Here is an 18,582-nt window from a genome sequence, read left to right as displayed (position 1 = left end):
AGTATATTGTTGGACTAAGTCTTCTTTTGGGGGTATGCACATGACTTCTCCGCTCTCACGCGATCCAATCGCGCAAGCCAGGGAACAATGGATTTCCCATGGATGGTCAGCCGAGGCCGACTCCATGGCCGCAATTACCGCGGTGATGCGCACGGCATCGATTTACCTGCAGCGAGCCGATGCCATCCTCAAGCCGCACGGGCTGACCTTTGCGCGATTCGAAGTACTCGCCTTGCTCGGTTTCTCCAAGCGCGGCTCCCTGCCCATGAGCCAGGCCAGCCAGCTCCTGCAGGTCCACGCCACCAGCCTGACCAACTCGGTAGACCGCCTGGAAGCCACCGGTTTGGTGCGGCGCATCCCGCACCCGACCGACGGCCGCACCCGCCTTTTGGAGCTCACGGCCGCAGGCCAGCGAGTGCTGCCTGCGGCCCGCGGCGATCTGAACGAAAAGCTCTTTGCCCAGAGCGATCTCTCCGGCAACGACGCCACCGAGATTTTCGAGATCCTGGCCCGATTCCGCAAGGCCTCCGGGGACTTCCTATAGCGATCCGTCGCGGATCGCGTTGATAATCCCGGAAAAATCGGTTCCCGCATCGCCCTCATCGCTGAACTTGCGGTACAGCGCTGCGGCCAGGGAGCCGAGCTGGGCATCGGTACTCGTATGCTCCAGCGCGCTAGCTGCCAAGCCGAGGTCCTTGGCCATCAGCGCTGCGGCAAATCCTGGCTGGTAATCGCGATTGGCAGGGGAAGCAGGCACAGGTCCGGGCACCGGGCAATTGGTGGTGACCGACCAGCATTGCCCCGACGCGGAGGAAATGACATCGAAGAGCGCCTGGTGCTCCAAGCCCAGCCGTTCTCCGAGCACGAAGGCCTCGGCAGCGCCAATCATCGAGATGCCCAGCAGCATGTTGTTGCAGACCTTGGCGGCCTGGCCTGCGCCGTACCCGCCGCAGTGCACGATCCGCTTGCCCATGTGCTCCAGCAGCGGGGTGATCTCTCCGAGATCTTCGGCTTGCGCACCGAGCATGAACGTCAAAGTCCCCGCTTCTGCCCCGACCACGCCCCCGGATACCGGAGCGTCGGCGCTTCGATGCCCCGCGGCGACCGCAAGCTGCGCCGCTTCACGGGCCTGCGCTACGTCGATTGTGGAGCACTCCAGGAACAGCGTATTGGGCTTGGCGCTATCGAGCAGGTATTCGCGGTAGGCATCGAGCACGTGCTTGCCCGAAGGGAACATCGTGATGACGATGTCCACGCCGGCGGCCGCCTCGGCTCCGGTAGCCACAGTGCCGATGCCTGCCTCTTGGGCGGCCTGCACCGCGCCAGGAACCACGTCGAAGCCCTTGATCCGGTAGCCTGCCTTGTGCAGGTTGATGGCCATGGGCAATCCCATATGGCCCATGCCCAGGAATCCGATAACTGGTTTTGCGTTCATGAGTGGCTCTTTTCCGCTAGATCTTCACCGAGCAGTGCGAAAGTTAGTTCTGCCCCGAACAGGGGCTCCAAATGCCGTTGCGTGCGCTGGCCCGGGCTTAGCCCCGGGACTGCTTCCGTCCATTGCGCAGTGCGGTCCTTGTCGATGACTGCGGCGCGAATCCCCTCGGCGAAATCGGGGTCATCAAGCCGGTGAACGGCAGCCCGATACTCTCGTTGCAGGTCTGTTCTCAAATCCGATCCAGCCAGGTGGATCAGTTCTTCGGCCAAGCGCACCGAGCTCGGGCAGGCGGCGCCCAATGCCTTCAACGCCTCTTGGGCTTGCGGGCAGTCGTGCAGCTCCAGTGCACGCATGACCGCTGGGGTGCTTGCCTCGCCAAAGGCCTGTACCCATTCTTCGTGCAGGAAGCCAGGCTCCGGAGTCTCGGCATAGCTGGCCAGCACCGACGCGGCCGGCTGGGCCTCGAGGTCTGCGAGCACGTCGGGGATCCGGGCCTTGGGCACATACGAGTCGGCCAGGCCCAAAGCGATGGTGTCGGCCGCGCTGAATTTCATTCCAGTCAATGCCGCCAATCGTCCGGCCGCATGCGGGGCACGCGCCAGCAAATGCGTTCCGCCTACGTCCGGGAAGAATCCGATACCGACTTCCGGCATGCCGCAACGGCTGGTTTCGGTAACTATGCGATGGCTGCCATGCGCCGAGATGCCGATGCCACCGCCTAGGACGATTCCGTCCATGAGCGCAATGTACGGCTTGGGGTACTCGTCGATCAGGACGTTGAGCTGGTATTCAATGCGCCAGAAGTCAGCCGAAGCACCGCTGCGGTCCAAGATATCCCGGTAGATCGCCACGATATCCCCGCCGGCGCACAGGCCGCGCTCCCCTGCGCCCATAACCGCTACCTGGGCGATATCCGGGTCATCGCGCCATTCCAGCAGCACGTCGAGGAAGTCGCGGCACATGTCCGCGTTGAGGGCGTTCAGGGCCTTCGGCCGGTTCAGCGTAATGAGCCCCAGGTGCCCCCGGCGTTCGGTCAGAATCTCAGGCAACAGACTCTCCTTTGAGTGATTGAGGTCACCTACTAGTGTCGAATATACTCGGACTTCCAACTAAATTGAAGTGGCACAAGACAGCAAACTTGATAGGTTGAACTAGTGAAGATTGCAACCTGGAATGTGAACTCGCTGCGAGCCCGCGCCGACCGTGTTGAGGACTGGCTGCGACGTACCGATGTAGATGTCCTGGCTATCCAGGAAACTAAGTGCAAAGACGACAATTTCCCCTGGGAACTGTTCGAGAACAACGATTATGAGGTAGCGCACTTCGGAGTCAACCAGTGGAATGGCGTTGCCATCGCTTCTCGCGTTGGCCTCGAGGATGTTGAGCGCACCTTCCCCGGGCAGCCGGAATTCGGCAAGGCCGGCAAGAATCCGATCCAGGAGCCTCGCGCCATCGCGGCAACCTGTGGCGGAGTGCGTGTCTGGAGCCTGTATGTACCCAACGGACGCGCGTTGGATGATGAGCACATGGGCTACAAGCTGAACTGGCTGGATGTGCTCAAGCAGGAATCCGCCCGATGGCTGGCGGAAAACCCCGAGGCGCAGATTGCCTTGATGGGCGATTGGAACATCGCGCCAAAGGACGAAGACGTGTGGGATATCGACTTCTTCCTCGAGAACAAGTTGACCCACGTCTCGGCGCCAGAGCGCGCCTCCTTCGCTGCCTTCGAGGAGCTGGGCTTCACCGATGTCGTGCGCCCGCACACCGAAGGCGAATACACCTACTGGGATTACACGCAGTTGCGTTTCCCGAAGGGCGAAGGCATGCGCATCGATTTCTCGCTCACCTCGCCTGCGCTCACCGCACGCGTAACCGGCGCAAGCATTGACCGCGAAGAACGCAAGGGCAAGGGCGCCAGCGACCACGCCCCGGTCATCGTGGAGCTGGCCGACTAGTCATGGCGGCAAAGATGATTGGGCCCGCCGCAGAGCTGACCGCAGCTACAGCGCACCTGCGCGTCTACGAGCCGCTGGATGCTTTCGAGGATTGGGCCCAGTCCATCATCCTGCGTACCCCGCGGCGCACCGCGGAGCAGTGGGATGACTTCGAGAACGAGCGGCTGTGGAGCCGCACCCTGCGCCATGTCTCCGACCCGTTCCCGCATAATGAGCCGGAATTCTTCCGCAGCGTGAAGTCCTTGGACTACCAAGGGGCCGAGCACACGCGCTATTGCCCGGGGCAATTGCAGGCACGCAGCCTGCTCGCTGCCGAACAAGCCGAAGAAGCCATGCGGGCCGAGGTTTTCGACCTGCTGGTACCGCCGGCAGCGCGGCAGGCTAACGCACAACGCGTTGATGCCGACCGCCTGGCCAATGACCTGACCCATCTGCACACGAGGACCTCTTCATGGGGCATCCCGCTGGGCTGGTTTGCCCTCTTCCGCGAGGACGACGAGCACGAGCTGGTTCACAGCGGTGAGCAGCTGAAGACGGTTCGCATGTACGCCACTTTCGAACAGGCCATTGACCGCCTGGCTTGGGCAGTCCAAGCGCTGGCATCCCATGCGCCGCAGTCGCAGCTCTTCGAGGAGCTGGGCAGCCTTGGCGGATGGCTGGAATCCTTCGACAACAGATCGGTCATTGAACTGGATTATGGCCTGTTGGCAGAAATTGTGTGGCCCGATGATTCCGCGAACGACTTGATGCACGGCATTCAGGCGTTGGAAGACGAGGACATGACTAGCGCCGCCGCCGCATACCGCCGGCTGAGCAATCGCTGGATTGGTCCGCGGCATCTTGGCCGCGCGAACTAACTGCCCCTGGATACAGCAAAAGCCCCGGAATCCGGAGCTTCTGTTTAGTGTGCGACCCTGACGGGACTTGAACCCGCGACCTCCGCCGTGACAGGGCGGCGCGCTAACCAACTGCGCTACAGGGCCTAGTGCTTTGAATAAATTCAAGTCACACAGTAAAACCCCCGGGATAAACCGAGGGCCTGCGTGGCTCCGACCGGCGTCGATCCGGTGACCTTTCGATTTTCAGTCGAACGCTCTACCAACTGAGCTACAGAGCCTGGTACCACTAAGTGGACACCAAATCTACTATTGAAATAGTAAATTGAGCGACCCTGACGGGACTTGAACCCGCGACCTCCGCCGTGACAGGGCGGCGCGCTAACCAACTGCGCTACAGGGCCTTGCTTTCGCAAGCCAATGGATTTCTCCATCTGACAACCACATAATGGTTGCTTGTACCCCCAACGGGATTCGAACCCGTGCCGCTGCCGTGAAAGGGCAGTGTCCTAGGCCGCTAGACGATGGGGGCCTAAGTTGTTCGCTTCGGTTTCTTGCTTCTCCGTAGCGGACTCCAATAACTATACGCAGTGTTTTTTGCTTTTGCAAAATCGGCACCTGGACGAGTTTCACCCATGCCAAATCGGGTGCGCGGGCCTAGTCTGGAAGCATGCTTTTTGAGATGGATGACGACGAATTCCAGACCCTGGTCGAGCAGGCCATCGACGCCATTCCGGAGGCTGCATTCGCCATGATGGACAACGTCATTTTCTTCATCGAAGACGAGTATGAGCCGCTTCCAGGAGAACCAGAAAACCCTGAAATTCTGGGGTTATACGAGGGCATTGCACTCACGGAACGGGACCTGGACTGGGGCACGGGCGCACTTCCCGACCGCATAACGATCTTCAAGAATCCGACGCTTCGAGCCTGCGAAACACGTGAAGATGTAGTGCGGGAAATTGGGATTACAGTGATGCACGAAGTGGCCCATCACTTCGGAATCGACGACGCGAAATTGCACGATTTAGGGTGGTCATAGCCCCAAATCCGCAGAATCTTCTTTTGAGATCTGCCTCACAAAAATACTCGAATGCAGTGGTCGAGTCGAGGTCGAAAGAGACCCAAAGCACAGGCATGGCGCTTGGAATCGCCATCCGGGTCCAGTCGACCGGCGGGCAAGCCGCCCAAAAGCCGGCTCTCAACGATTCGCGCGCCGGTCGGTTTCCCGTTGCCCCGCTGGCGGCTGCTTTATCCGGGCGTGATCAGGTGCAGCCAGCCGGAGGAACCTGGCATGCCCCTTGCCCTTGTCCACCCAGCGACTCTGGGCCCCTCCGCCACCAAGGGGAGCGAGATGATCCCGATTGGGAGCACGGCACCGCACCCCTTCAAAAGGATTTCGCCATTGGAGCCGGCGCCTCCGAGGCAGACCCAGCGAAGCAGAGCTTTGCGCCCTCCCGGAGTACCTTTCCCTTTTAAAGGCAAACCTTTTTGCAGCCGCACATTCCCCTCCGGCACGTTACCCAAGCTTCATGACAATCGATACCTTGGTAACGAGGCGAGATATATGTCTGAGTAATTTCCCAGCCACTCTTGATCAGCCACACAGATCCCAAATGCCACTATCTTCGCAGATCACCGCCGAATACCCAGGCGAATTACACGAATGGGATTCATGTGACTGATGTGAACAGTGTTGCCAAGCGTGTCTTAATTGGCCTAATGTGCTATTTGGAGTCTTATCCGAATCGTGACCTACTCATCGGTGAAGGTCACGACTCACGCACTCCGCGTCATCCAAGTACTTAGTGAGGAACGATATGGCTACTCGCCACACGCTCGGTGTTGCTGCAAGCACCCTAGCCCTAGCGGTGTCCTGCATTGCAGGCGCTTTGCCCGCTTCCGCATCTACTTCAGCTCTGCTTCCTCAGTCTGTGGCCATCGCTGCCGCACCTAGCGCTTCCGCGCTACCTTCGGACGCAGAGGTCCAGGACGCAAAGAAGGATAAGGCTTCGACGAACGCGATGATCGCGCGCATCGAAGCTTCCCTGGCTTCCAGCCGCGCCGAACTGAAGCGCGTTGAAACTGAGGCCGCTCAGGCTCAGGAATCCCTGCTCACCGCCGGCGAAGAGCGCGATCTGCGCACCGCTGCGGCCGAGAAGGCTGTAGAACAGCTCGAGTACGCAAAGACTTACCTGGAGCAGAGCCGCAACGATCTGGGTGCTATCGCTTCGGATATCTACCGCAATGGCGCAGGCACCTCGACCCTGAGCCTGCTCCTTGATGACAACCAGGAAGGCGACCTGTTCTACAAGGCCGCTACCATCGACGCGTTGAGCGAACAGAAGGTCCAGTCCGTCAACACCGCCACCGAGGCCGAAGGCCTCGTTTCGGCTTGGCAGGAATATGCTGATGCGGCACAGAACGCCGCCGAAGAAGCTGCAGCCAACTATGACGCAGCCGCAGCGACCGCGAACAGCACCCTGTCCACCTACGAAGCAGCTATCGCACCTGAGAAGCAGCTGCGCGATGACTTGATCGGCCACCTCGCTACCTTGAAGCAGAAGGAAGAGGCCGAGGTTCGCCAGGCGGTTGAAGAGCGCGAAACGCAGGAGCAGGAAAAAGCTCTCGCGGACGCCATCGCCGAAGAGGAAACCGCCAAGGTTCCCGAAACGAAGCAAGACTCCGTTCAGCCGCTCTCGGTTGAAAAGCCACGTGAGCTGGAGCAGGCCGAACCTGAAGAGGAAACGGTCGAGTCGGAGCCTGAGGAGGTTGAAGAGGAACCGGAAGCTGTCGAGCCTCCCGTAGCGCCGAAGCCGGAGCCAACTAAAAAGGCCGAGCCAAAGCCGGAACCGACCAAAAAGGCCGAGCCAAAGCCGGAACCGACCAAAAAGGCCGAGCCAAAGCCGGAACCGACCAAAAAGGCCGAGCCGAAGCCGGAGCCAACCAAGAAGGCCGAGCCGAAGCCAGAGCCAACCAAGAAGGCCGAGCCAAAGCCAACCAAGAAGGCCGAACCGAAGCCGGAACCCACCAAAAAGGCCGAGCCGAAGCCGAAGACTACCCCGAAGCCGGCACCCAAGCCCGAGCCAAAGCCGGAGCCCAAGCCGAAGGTCACCCCGAAGCCAGCGCCTAAGCCTGAGCCAAAGCCGGAACCTAAGCCGGAGCCGAAGCCTGAAGTCGCGCCGCAGTCCGGCAGCAACTACTCAGCAGCGTTTTCCTGGGCCTTGAAGACCGCGGATGATCCCAGCAAGTACTACGTTTACGGTGCCAACGGTCCCGATGCTTTCGACTGCTCGAGCTTCTCGCAGCGAGCTTTCGGCAAATCCGGCATCAGCCTGCCACGTACTTCGTCCCAGCAGTTCGCTAGCGCCCCGCAGTACGTGTCGCTGAGCAACCTGCGCCCAGGTGACTTGGTGTTCTCGTCTTCCAACGGCGGTTCCTCGTTCTACCACGTAGCTATCTACATCGGCAACGGCCAGGTCGTCCACGCTCGCAACCCGAACGCCGGCATCTCGGTGACTCCACTGAGCTACGTCAACAACCTCTACCCGAAGGCAGCCCGCTACTAAGCGCCACCCCTCGAGCACGAAGGCCGCACACCCTTTTGGGTGTGCGGCCTTCCTGCATTCTGGCTACAGGCGTGCGGTCACTGCTCCTGCGCCCGCGTATCGAAGTCCTTGCGGTTCTCCAGGCGAGGGTCATCCGAGTCCGGCACGACCATCACCGGGCCCTTGGAGTGGTGCAAGACGCCCTGCGAGGTTGAGCCAAGCAGCATCCCGGTAAAGCCGCCGCGGCCCCGCGAGCCGGTGACGGTCAGTACCGCATGCTCGGATTCGCGGATCAGCACCTCGACGGGAGGCCCGGAGACCACATCGGTTTCCATCTTCAGCGCCGGATAGTGCGACTTCAGCCATTTGGAGCCCACACTCATCTGGTAGCGCACATCTTCCAGCACGGCTTCCTGGTCAACGGTCGCCGGCATCCATGCCAGCGCCGCCCCCACCGGCGGCACCGCGCAGATCAGGCGCAGCGTCAGGTCGCTGGCGATGGCCGCGTCCGCGGCTGCCAGCACCGCTGAACGCGCGCGGTCTGAACCGTCAACGCCGACCACGATGCAGTTGCGGTTCGACGCCGCGACGGCACCGGCCTCTTCCTGCTCCTTGGCCATGGCCAGCGGAACCACGACGGTCGGGCACTTGGAATGCGCGGGCAGTGCCGAGGACACCGAGCCGAGCAGGCGGCCAACGAAGCCACCGCGGCCACGGGTTCCGACCACTACCAATTCGGCGTCCTGGCTCAGGTCCAGCAGCACGCCGGACGGGTCCCCGGATTCGATATAGGTGCGGATGGCCGCCGTGCTGCCTTCAAGCTCTGCGCGCGCCTGGCGCACAATGTCCTCGGCTCCCCCGCGGATCAGGTCGTCATCCAGGGTCGAGTAGCCTGCGTCCATGGAGGACGCGGCGAACACCGGGATGGTGTAGGCGGACACGATATTCAACACGCTGCCGCGGCGTACCGCTTCGCGTTCGGCCCAGCGCAAAGCGCATCTGCTCTGCTGGGATCCGTCCACGCCAACGACAATTCCTTCAATCTTCTCTGCTGCGACTGGTGCTTCGTCACTCATCAGACTCGCTCCTCAACTACCTCAGATATAACGGGATGTGATTTCCCTTACCACCAATGTACTTGCTTCCGCAGTTCTAGGTGTGAGTTGGGTCTAAAGTTTTCGCGTACAGCCTACTGGACACTCGGATCGATATGAATCAGCGCCCGAAACGTCATAGAATTTTTCCATGTCCTCCTCCACACAAACCGCGTCCGGGAATGCTATGGCCGCGCGCATCGACCGATACTTCAAGATTTCGGAACGGCGTTCAACGTTCTCCACCGAAGTTCGCGGCGGCATCGCCACCTTCTTCGCGATGAGCTACATCGTCGTCCTCAACCCGCTGGTTCTTTCCGGTGCCGATTCCTCGGGCGGCGAGTTGGGCATCCAGCGCGTTGCCGCGGTGACCGCATTTGTCGCCGGCATCCTGACCATCCTGATGGGCATCTGGGCCCGCCACCCATTCGCCATGGCTACCGGCTTGGGCGTCAACGCCTTCGTCGCTATCACCGTGGCAACCAACCCGGAACTGACCTGGGCTGATGTCATGGGCCTGGTGCTCATTGCGGGTGTGGTCATGTTCGGCCTGGTGCTCACAGGGTTCCGGACCGCGGTGTTCAATGCGGTTCCAGCCGGATTGAAGACCGCCATCGTGGTGGGCATCGGCATGTTCATCGCACTGATCGGCCTGGTCAACGCCGGCTTCGTCCAGCGCCTCCCGGATGCCGCGAACACCACCGTTCCGGTGGGCCTGGGCTTCGACGGAGAGCTGATGGGCTGGCCGATCCTGGTCTTCGTTGTCGGCCTGCTGCTGACCATGGCCCTGGTGGTGCGCAAGGTCAAGGGCGCGATCCTGATCGGCATCGTCGTTTCGGCGATCCTTGCCAACATCCTCGAAGCCGTCTTCCACATCGGCGCGATGGAGACCAACACCTGGTCGCTGGTGGTTCCGTCGCTGCCCGAGTGGACCCTTCCGGACCTGTCGCTGATCGGCCAGGTCAGCGTGTTCGGCGCCTTCAGCAAGATCGGCGCCACTGCCGCTTCGCTGCTGGCCTTCGTCATCCTGCTCTCGATCTTCTTCGATGCCATGGGCACCATGGTGGGCTTGGCTTCGGAAGCTGGTTCCATGGACGAGAACGGGCAGATCCCCAACGTGGACAAGGTCCTGCTGGTGGATGCGGCCGGCGCGATCGTCGGCGGCGGCACCTCAAGCTCCTCGGCGCAGATCTTCGTGGAGTCCGGCGCCGGCATCGGCGAGGGCGCCCGTACCGGCCTGGCCTCGGTAGTCACCGGCCTGCTGATGATCGTCGCGATGTTCCTGAGCCCGCTGATCTACCTGGTGCCTTTCGAAGCCGTGGCGCCGGCACTGGTCGTGGTCGGTTTCATGATGATCACCCAGGTCTCCAAGATCGATTGGAACGACTGGGGCATCGCGCTGCCGGCCTTCCTGACCTTCACCCTGATGCCGTTCACCTACTCGATCGCCAATGGCATCGGTGCCGGCTTCATCTCCTACGTCTTCATCCGCGCCACGCAGGGCCGCGCCAAGGAAATCCACCCGCTGATGTGGGTTGTTTCCGCGGCTTTCGTGCTGTTCTTCGGCATCGGACTGATTGAGATGTGGGCCGGGGTCAAATAGCCCCGAAGCCCTCCAGGCGCCCCGTCATTGCTCCGGCGATGGCGGGGCGTTTTTTGCCTCCGTCCCGGCGGGCACTGGCTAGGATGGGCTCTATGAGCGATCAGCAGAACACCGCTGGGCAGTGGATCCAGGTGGCCGCAGGCTTGAAGAACACCTCGATGCGCCGGCTTCTCGGGGCCGTATTGAGCGGGCACGGGGTACCCGAGCAGGCCAATAAGTCCGAACGCAAGGACTTGGAGCACTGGGCCAGCATCGGGCTTCTGCGCCAAGAGGGGTCCGGCTGGGCGCTGAACGACGAACTGCTGGAGAAGACCTTGGCTTCGGCCTCGGCCGCGAAGACCGACCGCGTCGGGATCCGCCGCTTCTTCGACGAACACAAGCTGCATAGCCTCCCGGCGAAACCAGCGGACCGCCATGAAGTGCTGGTCTACCTGCGCAATGCGGTGATAGGAGCCGGGGACGAACTGCGCGAAGAGCAGCTCAATGAACGGCTGCGGGTATTCCACCCGGACGTCGCGCTGCTGCGCCGCTACATGGTTGACCACGGCCTGCTGCAGCGCGCAGCAGACAGGAGCGGATACCGGATGGGCCCCGGGAGCTAGCCGGTAATCGGCACGGCCCCGGTGGCGAAGCGCTGCACTGCCGCCCCGGAAACCAGCTGCGCCGGCAACGGCGCAGTGCGCAGGCTGCGTTCGAATGCAGGGCCGAGCTTGAGCGGTTCGTCGCTGGCCAGGAACACGATGTTCCCGTAGCGCCGGCCCTTGAGCATCGGCGGGTCGGCGATCATGGCCACATGCTCGAAGACCTCCAGCAGCGTCGCGGCTTCCGCCTTGGCGCCGGACAGGTCCGCGGTATCGCCGCAATTCATGATGTAGACGCCCCCGGCATCCAGCACGCGCTGGGCTTCGCGGGCGTAGTCCGCCGTGGTCAGCACGCGCGGGGTGGTGCTCCCGGCGAAGACATCGCGGATGATCACATCGCGGCTCGCATCGCTCAAGGTGGGCAGCACCTGGGCTGCGTCTCCCACGCGCAGGCGTACCAGCGGAGCGCGCGGAACCTCGAAGTGGACGCGCACCAGCTCGGCCAGCTTGGCATCCAGTTCCACCACGACCTGCCGGGCGTTTTCATAGCTGGCCGCGACCCAGCGGGCCATGGAGCAGCCACCTCCGCCAAGGTGGAGCACGCGCAGCTTGCGGGCGCGCCCGTCGTATTGCCCGGCCGGGAAACCGATGGCGAAGACCGGTTCCATCCAGCGCATGTACTCGAAATCGAGGTAGGCCGGGTCCTCCAGGTCCACATGGGAGGAGGGCACGCCGTTGACCTTCAGGATATAGCGGCTGGCGCCGTAGGGATCAGCTTCAATGATCGCCGTTCCGGTGTCGATCGGATACTCTCCGAGCATTGATTCCTTGGCATCCCTAGCCACGCGCGCGCACCATTCGTTGTTCGATTAAGCCATCCCAGCTGCCAGTCAGGGCTTCACTGGTTCCATCAGGCGTGAATCCCTGCTTCGCGAAGAAGGCCAGGGCCCTCTCGTTGCCTTGCAGGACCCAGACCAGGGCGTCGTGCTGTCCAAGGACAACATCGAAGAGGTGCTGGCCCAGTCCGGTACCGTAGTACTCTTCCAGGACATAGAGCATGCCCAATTCGACGTCTACTCCGGCATCCTGGTCTTCTTCGATGGCCGGAGTTCCACCGGCTAGCCCGATGATGCGGCCATCGCGGTCTTCCGCGATGAAGAATTGCGCTCCGGATGCCAGCCCGCGTTCCCACCAGGCTGTCTGGCCATCAAGTTGGCCTTCATGGTGGGCGAAAAAGGACTCATCGCGAAGTGTGGCGTACGCTTCTCGCCAGGCTTGCAATTTCATTTGCAGCGCTGGGCGGACGTCTTGTTCAGTAGCCAGTCGGATTCGGTAGTCGTTCATTTGCGGCACTTCTCTAGCCTACGGCAGTGACTTCGCTATTTTCTTCCAACGCACCAAGGCCCCCTCCTACTAAAGTAGTATTGCGGACTGTCCAAATGCTTGAAAAAATATTCACGTAGTCGTAAACTTTTTGGCTCAAAGGGGGGTCGGACTTGAACCGGAATACAAAATACGCTGCCTTGACTGGTGGCCTTGTCGGTTCCCTGACCCTGACCATCAGCCTTTCCTCGACCTTCTGGGTGATTTTGCTCGGTTGCGTTCTCCTAGCCGCCGGCTTCAGCATTCTGGCCAGGTTCGAACGCTTCTGGGGCCCGGCCGAACCGGACCACTACTACTACATCGTTCCCATGCTGGTTGGCCCGGTAGTTGCGGGGCTGGTGCGCAATACCGGTTATGCCCTGTGGGTCGGCCCGCCGATGGGTCTTCTCTGCGGATTGGGCGTGTACTTCTTGATCCTGAAGTCGCCGCCGTTCAAGCACGATGAAGCCGGGGAACTCGAATTCGAGCGCCCCGAGCGCTATCCAACGCGCTAGAGGACTCGCGCTAGCGCGAACCCGTCCCACCCCTTGACGCCTATAGTCTGCAGCGCCGTGGCTGATACGCGCGGGTCATCGCGCAACCACCGCAAAGAGTCCTGGATTCCGCGAACATCGGCTTCTTGCGTCCCATGCCGGGATGGGTCATCCAAGACCGCGCCGCTGCGCACCACGTTGTCGAGCACCAGCACGGTGCCTGAATGCGCCAGCTCCAGTGCGCGTTCCAGGTAGGGCACGTTGTTGCGCTTATCGGCATCTATGAAGATCAGGTCAAATGGTGCAACGCGTTTGGAAATCAGCGAATCCATGGAACCCTGAGCGGCCCCCAACCGGATTTCAACACGTTCTGAAAGCCCTGCCCGCTGCAAGTTCTCACGCGCAATCGAGGCATGCAGGGGTTCAAATTCGCAGCTGATGACGGTACCAGCTGCACCGACGCCCCGGGCGAGCCAGCTGGTGGAGTAGCCTCCGAGGGTTCCGATCTCGAGGACCCTCCGGGCACCTGTGATCTCGGTGAGCAGCTGGAGGAACTTTCCCTGGGCAGGACTGACTTCAATCCGTGGAAGCCCGGCACTATGGGAATGCTCCCGGCCTGCCTCCAAGGCATCAACGCGCAACCCCAGCGCCTGTTCCAAATATTCATCGACGGCTGCGGCATGGTGCTCTGCAGAATGGTGGATCATGACGACATGTTCTCCTCACTATCCTCAATAGCCTTCTCCAGGCGTTGGATTTTGCCATCGAGCTCACCTTCGTAACCGGGCCGAATATCGGCTTTCAACACCAGCGATACGCGCGAACCGAATCGGCCAACGGCCATGGTGGCTTGCTTGACTACCTCCATGACTTCGTCCCATTCACCTTCGATCTCGGTGAACATGGAGCTGGTGCGATTGGGGAGGCCAGAATCGCGGACGATTTTCACCGCTTCGGCCACTGCATCGTGGACCGAACCGTTGGGGTTGTCGTTACTTGGGGCTACGGAGAAAGCTACAATCATGCTTTCACTGTCCCACTACGCCTTGTGCTTGTCATCCGCCTTGCAGGCAATATCTAGGCAGCTAGTCCGCTCGCCCTCAAGACGATGGCCGCCAGAGCACCGACGACAACGACGACAAGATAGGGTGCCTTGAAAGCCAGTGCGATAATCGCCGCCGCGAGCGCACCGATACGGGCGTCAATCACCAGTTCCTGCCCGGAGGTGAAGGCGTTGACCGTCACCAACGAGGCGAGCAACGCAATGGTCAGCGTGGCCGCGACATGGGACATGGTCGGCGAGTCCAGAACCTTGCGTGGCACAAAGTAGCCGCAGAGCTTGATTGCGTAGGCCGTCAGGCAGGCTCCCAGAATCCACCAGCTCAATTCGCTCAAGGCTGGTCCTCCTCAATGCTTTCCAGATCGCCGTGCTCGGTCGCAGCCGGGGTCCGGCGGCCGGTGGCCACCGCGTAGATCGCAGCGCAGGCCGCGGTTACCAGAATCGGCAAGCCCGGCGCGGTGACCGGCACAGCCAGCGCGGTGAGGATTGCGGCCGCAATCGCGATCATGACCGGTTCAACTGACTTCAAGCGCGGCCAGAGCAAACCGATGAAGGCGGCGACCGCGGCGCCATCGAGCCCCCAAGCCGCGGGGTCCCCCATGCGTTCTCCGAGCAAGGCTCCGACGAGGGTGAACAGATTCCACAGGACGTAGACGCCCATCCCGGCGGTGAAGAAACCACGGCGCTTCTCGGCCAGGTCCGATTGCCCCAAGCTGACTGCGGTGGATTCATCGATGGTCACCTGGGCCATCCAGGGCACATGCCGTCCCAAAGGCCGCAATGCCTGCTTGATCTGCATCCCGTACACGGCATTGCGGATTCCCAGCAGCGAAGCGGCGGAGAACGCTGCCGAGGCAGCACCTCCGCCTGAGATCACGCCGATAAAGGCGAACTGCGATCCGCCGGTGAACATCAAGGCGCTCAAGGCAACGGTTTGCCACAGATCCAGTCCTGCAGCAATGGACAGGGCCCCGAAGGAAATGCCGTAGAGCCCGGTGGCGATCGCGATGGAAAGGCCCATCCTGGTCGCCGGAGTGAACCAGCTAGCGGACGTGGCGTGCATCGTACCTGACCTTGTAGACACCGCGCTTGACCTTTGCGTCGCCGATCTCGACGTGCTGCAGCTGGTTCAGGTGCTTCACGTGGGTGCCACCGCAAGGTTCGGCATTCACCCCGGCGATGCTCACGGTACGGATGCCCTGAGCATCGGTGGCCGTTGTGATTTCTCCGCCGCCAGCGATGAGTTCATCGACGCGTCCTTGGAGCCAGGCCTTGGCGGCGGCCCGTTCGTTCTCATCACCCAATGGCAGGTCGAGGCTGGCCGGATCGAAGTCGAGCCGCGACTGCCCAGGGAAGTGCGAGTGGCCCTGGTGCTGCCAGCCGCGGTCTTCGCCAGCGAAGCCCAGGACGTGCCCTGCGGTGTGCAATGCGGCATGGGAAAGGCGCAGCTCGCCATCGATCTCAGCTAGGACCTGATCACCCACCTGCCGGGCGCCGGCGCCGTACAAGACCACCAGTGCATTCGCGTCGCGCTGGACTGAGACAGGCAGCCCGTCCACGGTGCCTGAGTCTTCGGGCTGGCCTCCACCACGGGGATGGAAGATATTGGGGCTCAGGGCAATCCACTGCCCGTCTTCGCCGCTTCCCGTCGCAATGACTCGGGCCTCCGCAGCAAAAATGTACGTGTCCTGCAGGTACAGGTTGACCTGTGCGATTTCTCCGGTGTTCATGTGGCCTAGCTCAGCTCCAATTCTTTGCGCAGTTCTGCCGGGCGGTTGCTCGTCAATTCCCCGACACCCAGGTCCACCAGGAATTGCGCATCCGCGGGACGGTCAACCGTCCAGATGCGCGCCTTCAGCCCTTGTTCCAGCCATCGGCGCACAAGATGCTCATTGGCTCGGGTCCAGGCGACCCCGGATCCAATGATGCCAGCTCCCCCTGCGTTGATCAGTTCGATTCCTTCAGGCACGGAGCGGTAAAGAACATCGTAGACACCTGCTCGCCCCAGGTCGCCGGAATCAATGAGCTGCCGGACATAGTCCGGGTTGACCTCGGTCATCAGTTGGCACAATAGTGAAGTGCTGACGGTGCGTGCCAGATAGCGCAGGGAATTCGGCTCAAAGCTCATCAGGGTCACCGCGATCTGCCCTTGCGAGCCGGCCGTGCCCGTCTGCGGGTCGAAGCCATGGGCTGCGAGAACCTGCAGCACACCCTTTTCGAGCAGGTGGCCATAGGGGCTTGGATGCTTGATTTCGATAGCCAGGCCAATTGGCTTGCCGCGTGCTTCAATGAGCTCGAAAAGTTCGCCGAGGCTCAGGAGCTGTTCATTCTCCGCCCCGTACTCGGCCGGGACCATGCTCGGAACGACTCCAGTGAAGTCCATGGCTTTCATCTGGGCCAAGGTAAATCCGGCAACCAGACCGGCTGAATCAGAGGTGCGGTCGACTGTTGGATCGTGGTGGCAGACGACGATTCCGTCTTTGCTCAGATGGACGTCGCATTCGATTCCATCGGCGCCTTCGTCGATGGCCTGCAGATAGGCAGCACGAGTGTTCTCCGAATATTTATGGGAGCTGCCGCGATGGGCGAAAAAAAGCGTATCCATAATTCCTACGCTACGCGATCATCGCTCCTTGGCAACGCAGATTGCCCTCTGCCAAGACGCTTATTTCTTCGACTGCTTTCGTGGCTTCGGCCTGCGGATGCAAGCACTTGCTGCCATCGTGCAAAACACGAAGTTACCCGGCAAGAAAAGGTGTCCGCTTTCCTGATTCTGCCCCGGAATTCCAAGGCAAAATCGCCATCGTCATGGGAATCAGCCTGCACGCCGATAGCTGGCTGCGATTGCCCCGCTGGCCAGTGGCTGCGCTGATATCAACTGGAGGTGACGGGAATCCTGCAATCCTGCCTCATGCAGGGTTGGTCCATGCCCGGCGATGACTGGATGGACTAGGAAGTGGTATTCGTCGATAAGTTCCATCCGGTCCAGAACCGTTGCCAATTTGCCGCTACCGAGCAGCACTCCATTGGGGTACTGGTCCTTCAGCTTCTGCACCGAGGCGCGTAGGTCGCCGCTTAGCAAGTGCGAATTCTTCCACGAGTACGCGGTGCGGGTGCTTGAGACAACGTACTTGGGCTTCTCCTCCAGCTGCTGCGCCCAGCGAAGCAGCGCTGGTGGCGCTGCGATATCTCCATGAGCGACGGCCGGCCAGTAATCTTCCATCAGCTCGTAGGTGGCACGCCCCCAGAGCATCGCTCCGTGCGCATTCATCAGTCGTGTGAAGTAGTCGTGCAATTCGTCGTCGGCGATGCCTTCGCGATGATCTACACAGCCATCCAGCGTGACGTTGATGCTGAATGTCAATTGTCCCATCGCAAGCTCCTGTAGCTATAGCCTCACCACCAGGTCCCCGGTGCCTTGACTGTAGGGTTGCCGGCCAGCCACGTCAAGCAGCGACGATGCATCATCAGGCAACCGGTGCGAAAGCAAAGACAGGCCCGTTCGCATCGGCGATGTCCGCCCAGCATCTGCGTTGGATGCAGAACCTGTAAGCGAAATACAATTTCACGCTCATCTTCCGGGAGACTAAGCGTCAAAGGTAGGCTCGCAGTATGCCGCCACCAGACTCATCCCCAAGTTTGTCCCCTGGTCCCCGCGACCTCATGCCCATTGTCCAGGGCCTGGTCCAAGGCCCCTGGCCAAAGACCGAAGTCGAGCGTGAAGTCCTGTTCGGTGCCCTTGGATTCGTTTCCGGAAACAACGTTGATGCCGAAGACCACGATTCACCACATCAAATGATGAGCCTAGACCTCGGCCTGCCAGGAAAAATGGTGAGTTTTTGGGATACTTACCGTCAGCAATTCCTCAGCGTCTGCACCCACCTCTACGGATCGCTGAACGCCCAGGACCCGGTGGCCCAGTATGGCTACGAAGCCCTGCAGGCGCAGCTTTCCCAACTGTATGGCACTCCTGAGCGCCCTTGGGACGACGAAGATCAGCCGGTGGGCATGTGGCGCTGTAATGGCCGGAGCATCACCCTGCAGCTATTTGACCGGTCGGATAGCACCGTGATGCTCACCATCGAAGACCTGGCACTCGCGTCAATAATTGAAGCCGAAGAAGCAGCCCACTAGTCTTCTCACTCCTTGGACTGCTTGAAGCGGTTCAAAGCGATTGCGATGCTTCGATAATAGGCAGGCCGCAAGCCAACAGGAACAGTGCTTAAACAAGTGCAGGGGCCAGGCTTTCATGCCTGGCCCCTGCACGGGTTAAACAGGTGAGGCCCCGGCACCAAACGGTACCAGGGCCTCAAACCATCTACTCAAGTTAAGTCCGGCGGTGACCTACTCTCCCACACCCTCACGAGTGCAGTACCATCGGCGCAGTGGGCCTTAGCTTCCGGGTTCGGTATGGGACCGGGCGTTTCCCCCACGCTATGACCGCCGTAACAATCACGAAGCACACAAACCAAAACGTTTCCTGGTCAATGTTTTCCGGTGCTACAAAGTCTTGTAACTCATCCGTATTTGCTGGCTAGAGGTTGTTGTCTCGTAACCGCATAGTGAACGCGAACAGCATTGAAATCATCAGTTCAATATTGTTTTATTGTGTGT

General features: G+C 61.0%; 21 protein-coding genes, 4 tRNA genes and 1 rRNA gene. 9 read left to right on the top strand and 17 right to left on the bottom strand.

Annotated features, from left to right (window positions below; all coding sequences use genetic code 11):
• Nucleotides 1–40: 40 nt before the first annotated feature.
• Entirely contained in the window at nucleotides 41–544 is a 504-nt protein-coding gene (locus ACIP6G_RS14830; RefSeq protein WP_400291019.1) for a MarR family winged helix-turn-helix transcriptional regulator, read from the top strand.
• On the opposite strand, the gene mmsB is transcribed toward ACIP6G_RS14830, so the two are convergent.
• Nucleotides 539–1,435 (bottom strand): 3-hydroxyisobutyrate dehydrogenase, encoded by an 897-nt coding sequence (gene mmsB / locus ACIP6G_RS14825; RefSeq protein WP_332727630.1) that lies wholly within the window; start codon nucleotides 1,433–1,435, stop codon nucleotides 539–541. The two genes, ACIP6G_RS14830 and mmsB, sit on opposite strands and share 6 nt — an antisense overlap.
• On the bottom strand, nucleotides 1,432–2,484 hold the full coding sequence (locus ACIP6G_RS14820; protein WP_400291017.1) for a 3-hydroxyisobutyryl-CoA hydrolase: 1,053 nt from the start codon (nucleotides 2,482–2,484) through the stop codon (nucleotides 1,432–1,434). The genes mmsB and ACIP6G_RS14820 overlap by 4 nt, the downstream gene beginning before the upstream one ends.
• A 105-nt stretch (nucleotides 2,485–2,589) precedes the next feature.
• Between ACIP6G_RS14820 and ACIP6G_RS14815 the strand changes: the two genes are divergently transcribed.
• Together ACIP6G_RS14815 and ACIP6G_RS14810 are read left to right on the top strand one after the other, a co-directional pair.
• Nucleotides 2,590–3,390, top strand: a complete 801-nt coding sequence (locus ACIP6G_RS14815) for an exodeoxyribonuclease III (RefSeq protein ID WP_105657885.1) — start codon at nucleotides 2,590–2,592, stop codon at nucleotides 3,388–3,390.
• Between the two features lie 2 nt (nucleotides 3,391–3,392).
• Nucleotides 3,393–4,247 (top strand): hypothetical protein, encoded by an 855-nt coding sequence (locus ACIP6G_RS14810; protein ID WP_286134704.1) that lies wholly within the window; start codon nucleotides 3,393–3,395, stop codon nucleotides 4,245–4,247.
• Nucleotides 4,248–4,299: 52 nt separating this feature from the next.
• On the opposite strand, the gene ACIP6G_RS14805 is transcribed toward ACIP6G_RS14810, so the two are convergent.
• The 4 genes from ACIP6G_RS14805 to ACIP6G_RS14790 form a co-directional block, all read right to left on the bottom strand.
• A tRNA-Asp gene (locus ACIP6G_RS14805) sits at nucleotides 4,300–4,373 on the bottom strand.
• Nucleotides 4,374–4,434: 61 nt separating this feature from the next.
• Nucleotides 4,435–4,507, bottom strand: a tRNA-Phe gene (locus tag ACIP6G_RS14800).
• 49 nt (nucleotides 4,508–4,556) lie between these two features.
• Nucleotides 4,557–4,630, bottom strand: a tRNA-Asp gene (locus tag ACIP6G_RS14795).
• A 55-nt stretch (nucleotides 4,631–4,685) separates the two neighbouring features.
• Nucleotides 4,686–4,758 (bottom strand) — tRNA-Glu (locus ACIP6G_RS14790).
• A gap of 138 nt (nucleotides 4,759–4,896) precedes the next feature.
• Here ACIP6G_RS14790 and ACIP6G_RS14785 point away from each other — a divergent pair.
• Together ACIP6G_RS14785 and ACIP6G_RS14780 are read left to right on the top strand one after the other, a co-directional pair.
• Nucleotides 4,897–5,268, top strand: a complete 372-nt coding sequence (locus ACIP6G_RS14785) for a metallopeptidase family protein (protein ID WP_400291014.1) — start codon at nucleotides 4,897–4,899, stop codon at nucleotides 5,266–5,268.
• A 778-nt stretch (nucleotides 5,269–6,046) separates the two neighbouring features.
• Complete coding sequence (locus tag ACIP6G_RS14780) at nucleotides 6,047–7,795, top strand: NlpC/P60 family protein (RefSeq protein WP_400291012.1); 1,749 nt, start codon at nucleotides 6,047–6,049, stop codon at nucleotides 7,793–7,795.
• Nucleotides 7,796–7,872: 77 nt separating this feature from the next.
• Here ACIP6G_RS14780 and ACIP6G_RS14775 read toward each other — a convergent pair whose 3' ends face one another.
• Nucleotides 7,873–8,850, bottom strand: coding sequence for a universal stress protein (locus ACIP6G_RS14775; protein WP_133834979.1), 978 nt, complete (start codon nucleotides 8,848–8,850; stop codon nucleotides 7,873–7,875).
• Between the two features lie 169 nt (nucleotides 8,851–9,019).
• Between ACIP6G_RS14775 and ACIP6G_RS14770 the strand changes: the two genes are divergently transcribed.
• Together ACIP6G_RS14770 and ACIP6G_RS14765 are read left to right on the top strand one after the other, a co-directional pair.
• A complete protein-coding gene (locus ACIP6G_RS14770) occupies nucleotides 9,020–10,471 on the top strand; it encodes an NCS2 family permease (protein WP_181148871.1) in 1,452 nt (483 codons plus the stop codon).
• A 92-nt stretch (nucleotides 10,472–10,563) separates the two neighbouring features.
• On the top strand, nucleotides 10,564–11,073 hold the full coding sequence (locus tag ACIP6G_RS14765; RefSeq protein WP_400291010.1) for a DUF2087 domain-containing protein: 510 nt from the start codon (nucleotides 10,564–10,566) through the stop codon (nucleotides 11,071–11,073).
• On the opposite strand, the gene ACIP6G_RS14760 is transcribed toward ACIP6G_RS14765, so the two are convergent.
• Together ACIP6G_RS14760 and ACIP6G_RS14755 are read right to left on the bottom strand one after the other, a co-directional pair.
• Nucleotides 11,070–11,897, bottom strand: coding sequence for a spermidine synthase (locus ACIP6G_RS14760; protein WP_286134238.1), 828 nt, complete (start codon nucleotides 11,895–11,897; stop codon nucleotides 11,070–11,072). The genes ACIP6G_RS14765 and ACIP6G_RS14760 overlap by 4 nt on opposite strands.
• Nucleotides 11,890–12,396 (bottom strand): GNAT family N-acetyltransferase, encoded by a 507-nt coding sequence (locus ACIP6G_RS14755; protein WP_286134237.1) that lies wholly within the window; start codon nucleotides 12,394–12,396, stop codon nucleotides 11,890–11,892. The genes ACIP6G_RS14760 and ACIP6G_RS14755 overlap by 8 nt, the downstream gene beginning before the upstream one ends.
• A 152-nt stretch (nucleotides 12,397–12,548) precedes the next feature.
• On the opposite strand from ACIP6G_RS14755, the gene ACIP6G_RS14750 reads away from it, so the two are divergent.
• Nucleotides 12,549–12,929, top strand: coding sequence for a hypothetical protein (locus ACIP6G_RS14750; protein ID WP_400291007.1), 381 nt, complete (start codon nucleotides 12,549–12,551; stop codon nucleotides 12,927–12,929).
• Here ACIP6G_RS14750 and ACIP6G_RS14745 read toward each other — a convergent pair.
• The 7 genes from ACIP6G_RS14745 to ACIP6G_RS14715 form a co-directional block, all read right to left on the bottom strand.
• Nucleotides 12,926–13,615: an O-methyltransferase gene (locus tag ACIP6G_RS14745; protein ID WP_133834982.1), complete on the bottom strand. Its 690-nt coding sequence runs from the start codon at nucleotides 13,613–13,615 to the stop codon at nucleotides 12,926–12,928. The two genes, ACIP6G_RS14750 and ACIP6G_RS14745, sit on opposite strands and share 4 nt — an antisense overlap.
• Nucleotides 13,612–13,932 (bottom strand): MTH1187 family thiamine-binding protein, encoded by a 321-nt coding sequence (locus ACIP6G_RS14740; RefSeq protein WP_400291005.1) that lies wholly within the window; start codon nucleotides 13,930–13,932, stop codon nucleotides 13,612–13,614. The genes ACIP6G_RS14745 and ACIP6G_RS14740 overlap by 4 nt, the downstream gene beginning before the upstream one ends.
• A gap of 53 nt (nucleotides 13,933–13,985) precedes the next feature.
• Nucleotides 13,986–14,303 (bottom strand): AzlD domain-containing protein, encoded by a 318-nt coding sequence (locus ACIP6G_RS14735; RefSeq protein WP_105657874.1) that lies wholly within the window; start codon nucleotides 14,301–14,303, stop codon nucleotides 13,986–13,988.
• Complete coding sequence (locus ACIP6G_RS14730; protein ID WP_400291003.1) at nucleotides 14,300–15,031, bottom strand: AzlC family ABC transporter permease; 732 nt, start codon at nucleotides 15,029–15,031, stop codon at nucleotides 14,300–14,302. Before ACIP6G_RS14730 ends, ACIP6G_RS14735 begins: the two co-directional genes overlap by 4 nt.
• Complete coding sequence (locus tag ACIP6G_RS14725; protein WP_105662673.1) at nucleotides 15,012–15,698, bottom strand: hypothetical protein; 687 nt, start codon at nucleotides 15,696–15,698, stop codon at nucleotides 15,012–15,014. The genes ACIP6G_RS14730 and ACIP6G_RS14725 overlap by 20 nt, the downstream gene beginning before the upstream one ends.
• A 5-nt stretch (nucleotides 15,699–15,703) precedes the next feature.
• Nucleotides 15,704–16,573 (bottom strand): glycerophosphodiester phosphodiesterase family protein, encoded by an 870-nt coding sequence (locus ACIP6G_RS14720; protein ID WP_105657872.1) that lies wholly within the window; start codon nucleotides 16,571–16,573, stop codon nucleotides 15,704–15,706.
• Between the two features lie 210 nt (nucleotides 16,574–16,783).
• A complete protein-coding gene (locus ACIP6G_RS14715; protein WP_105662675.1) occupies nucleotides 16,784–17,341 on the bottom strand; it encodes a dihydrofolate reductase family protein in 558 nt (185 codons plus the stop codon).
• A 239-nt stretch (nucleotides 17,342–17,580) separates the two neighbouring features.
• On the opposite strand from ACIP6G_RS14715, the gene ACIP6G_RS14710 reads away from it, so the two are divergent.
• Nucleotides 17,581–18,102 (top strand): hypothetical protein, encoded by a 522-nt coding sequence (locus tag ACIP6G_RS14710; protein WP_400291000.1) that lies wholly within the window; start codon nucleotides 17,581–17,583, stop codon nucleotides 18,100–18,102.
• A gap of 197 nt (nucleotides 18,103–18,299) precedes the next feature.
• Here ACIP6G_RS14710 and rrf read toward each other — a convergent pair.
• Nucleotides 18,300–18,416, bottom strand: a 5S ribosomal RNA gene (gene rrf / locus ACIP6G_RS14705).
• Nucleotides 18,417–18,582: the final 166 nt, after the last annotated feature.

It is taken from the genome of Glutamicibacter sp. NPDC088483 (assembly GCF_044753145.1).
Lineage (GTDB): Bacteria > Actinomycetota > Actinomycetes > Actinomycetales > Micrococcaceae > Glutamicibacter.
The sequence above is the reverse complement of the archived record's forward strand: the minus strand, read 5'-3'. Positions and strand labels throughout refer to the sequence as shown.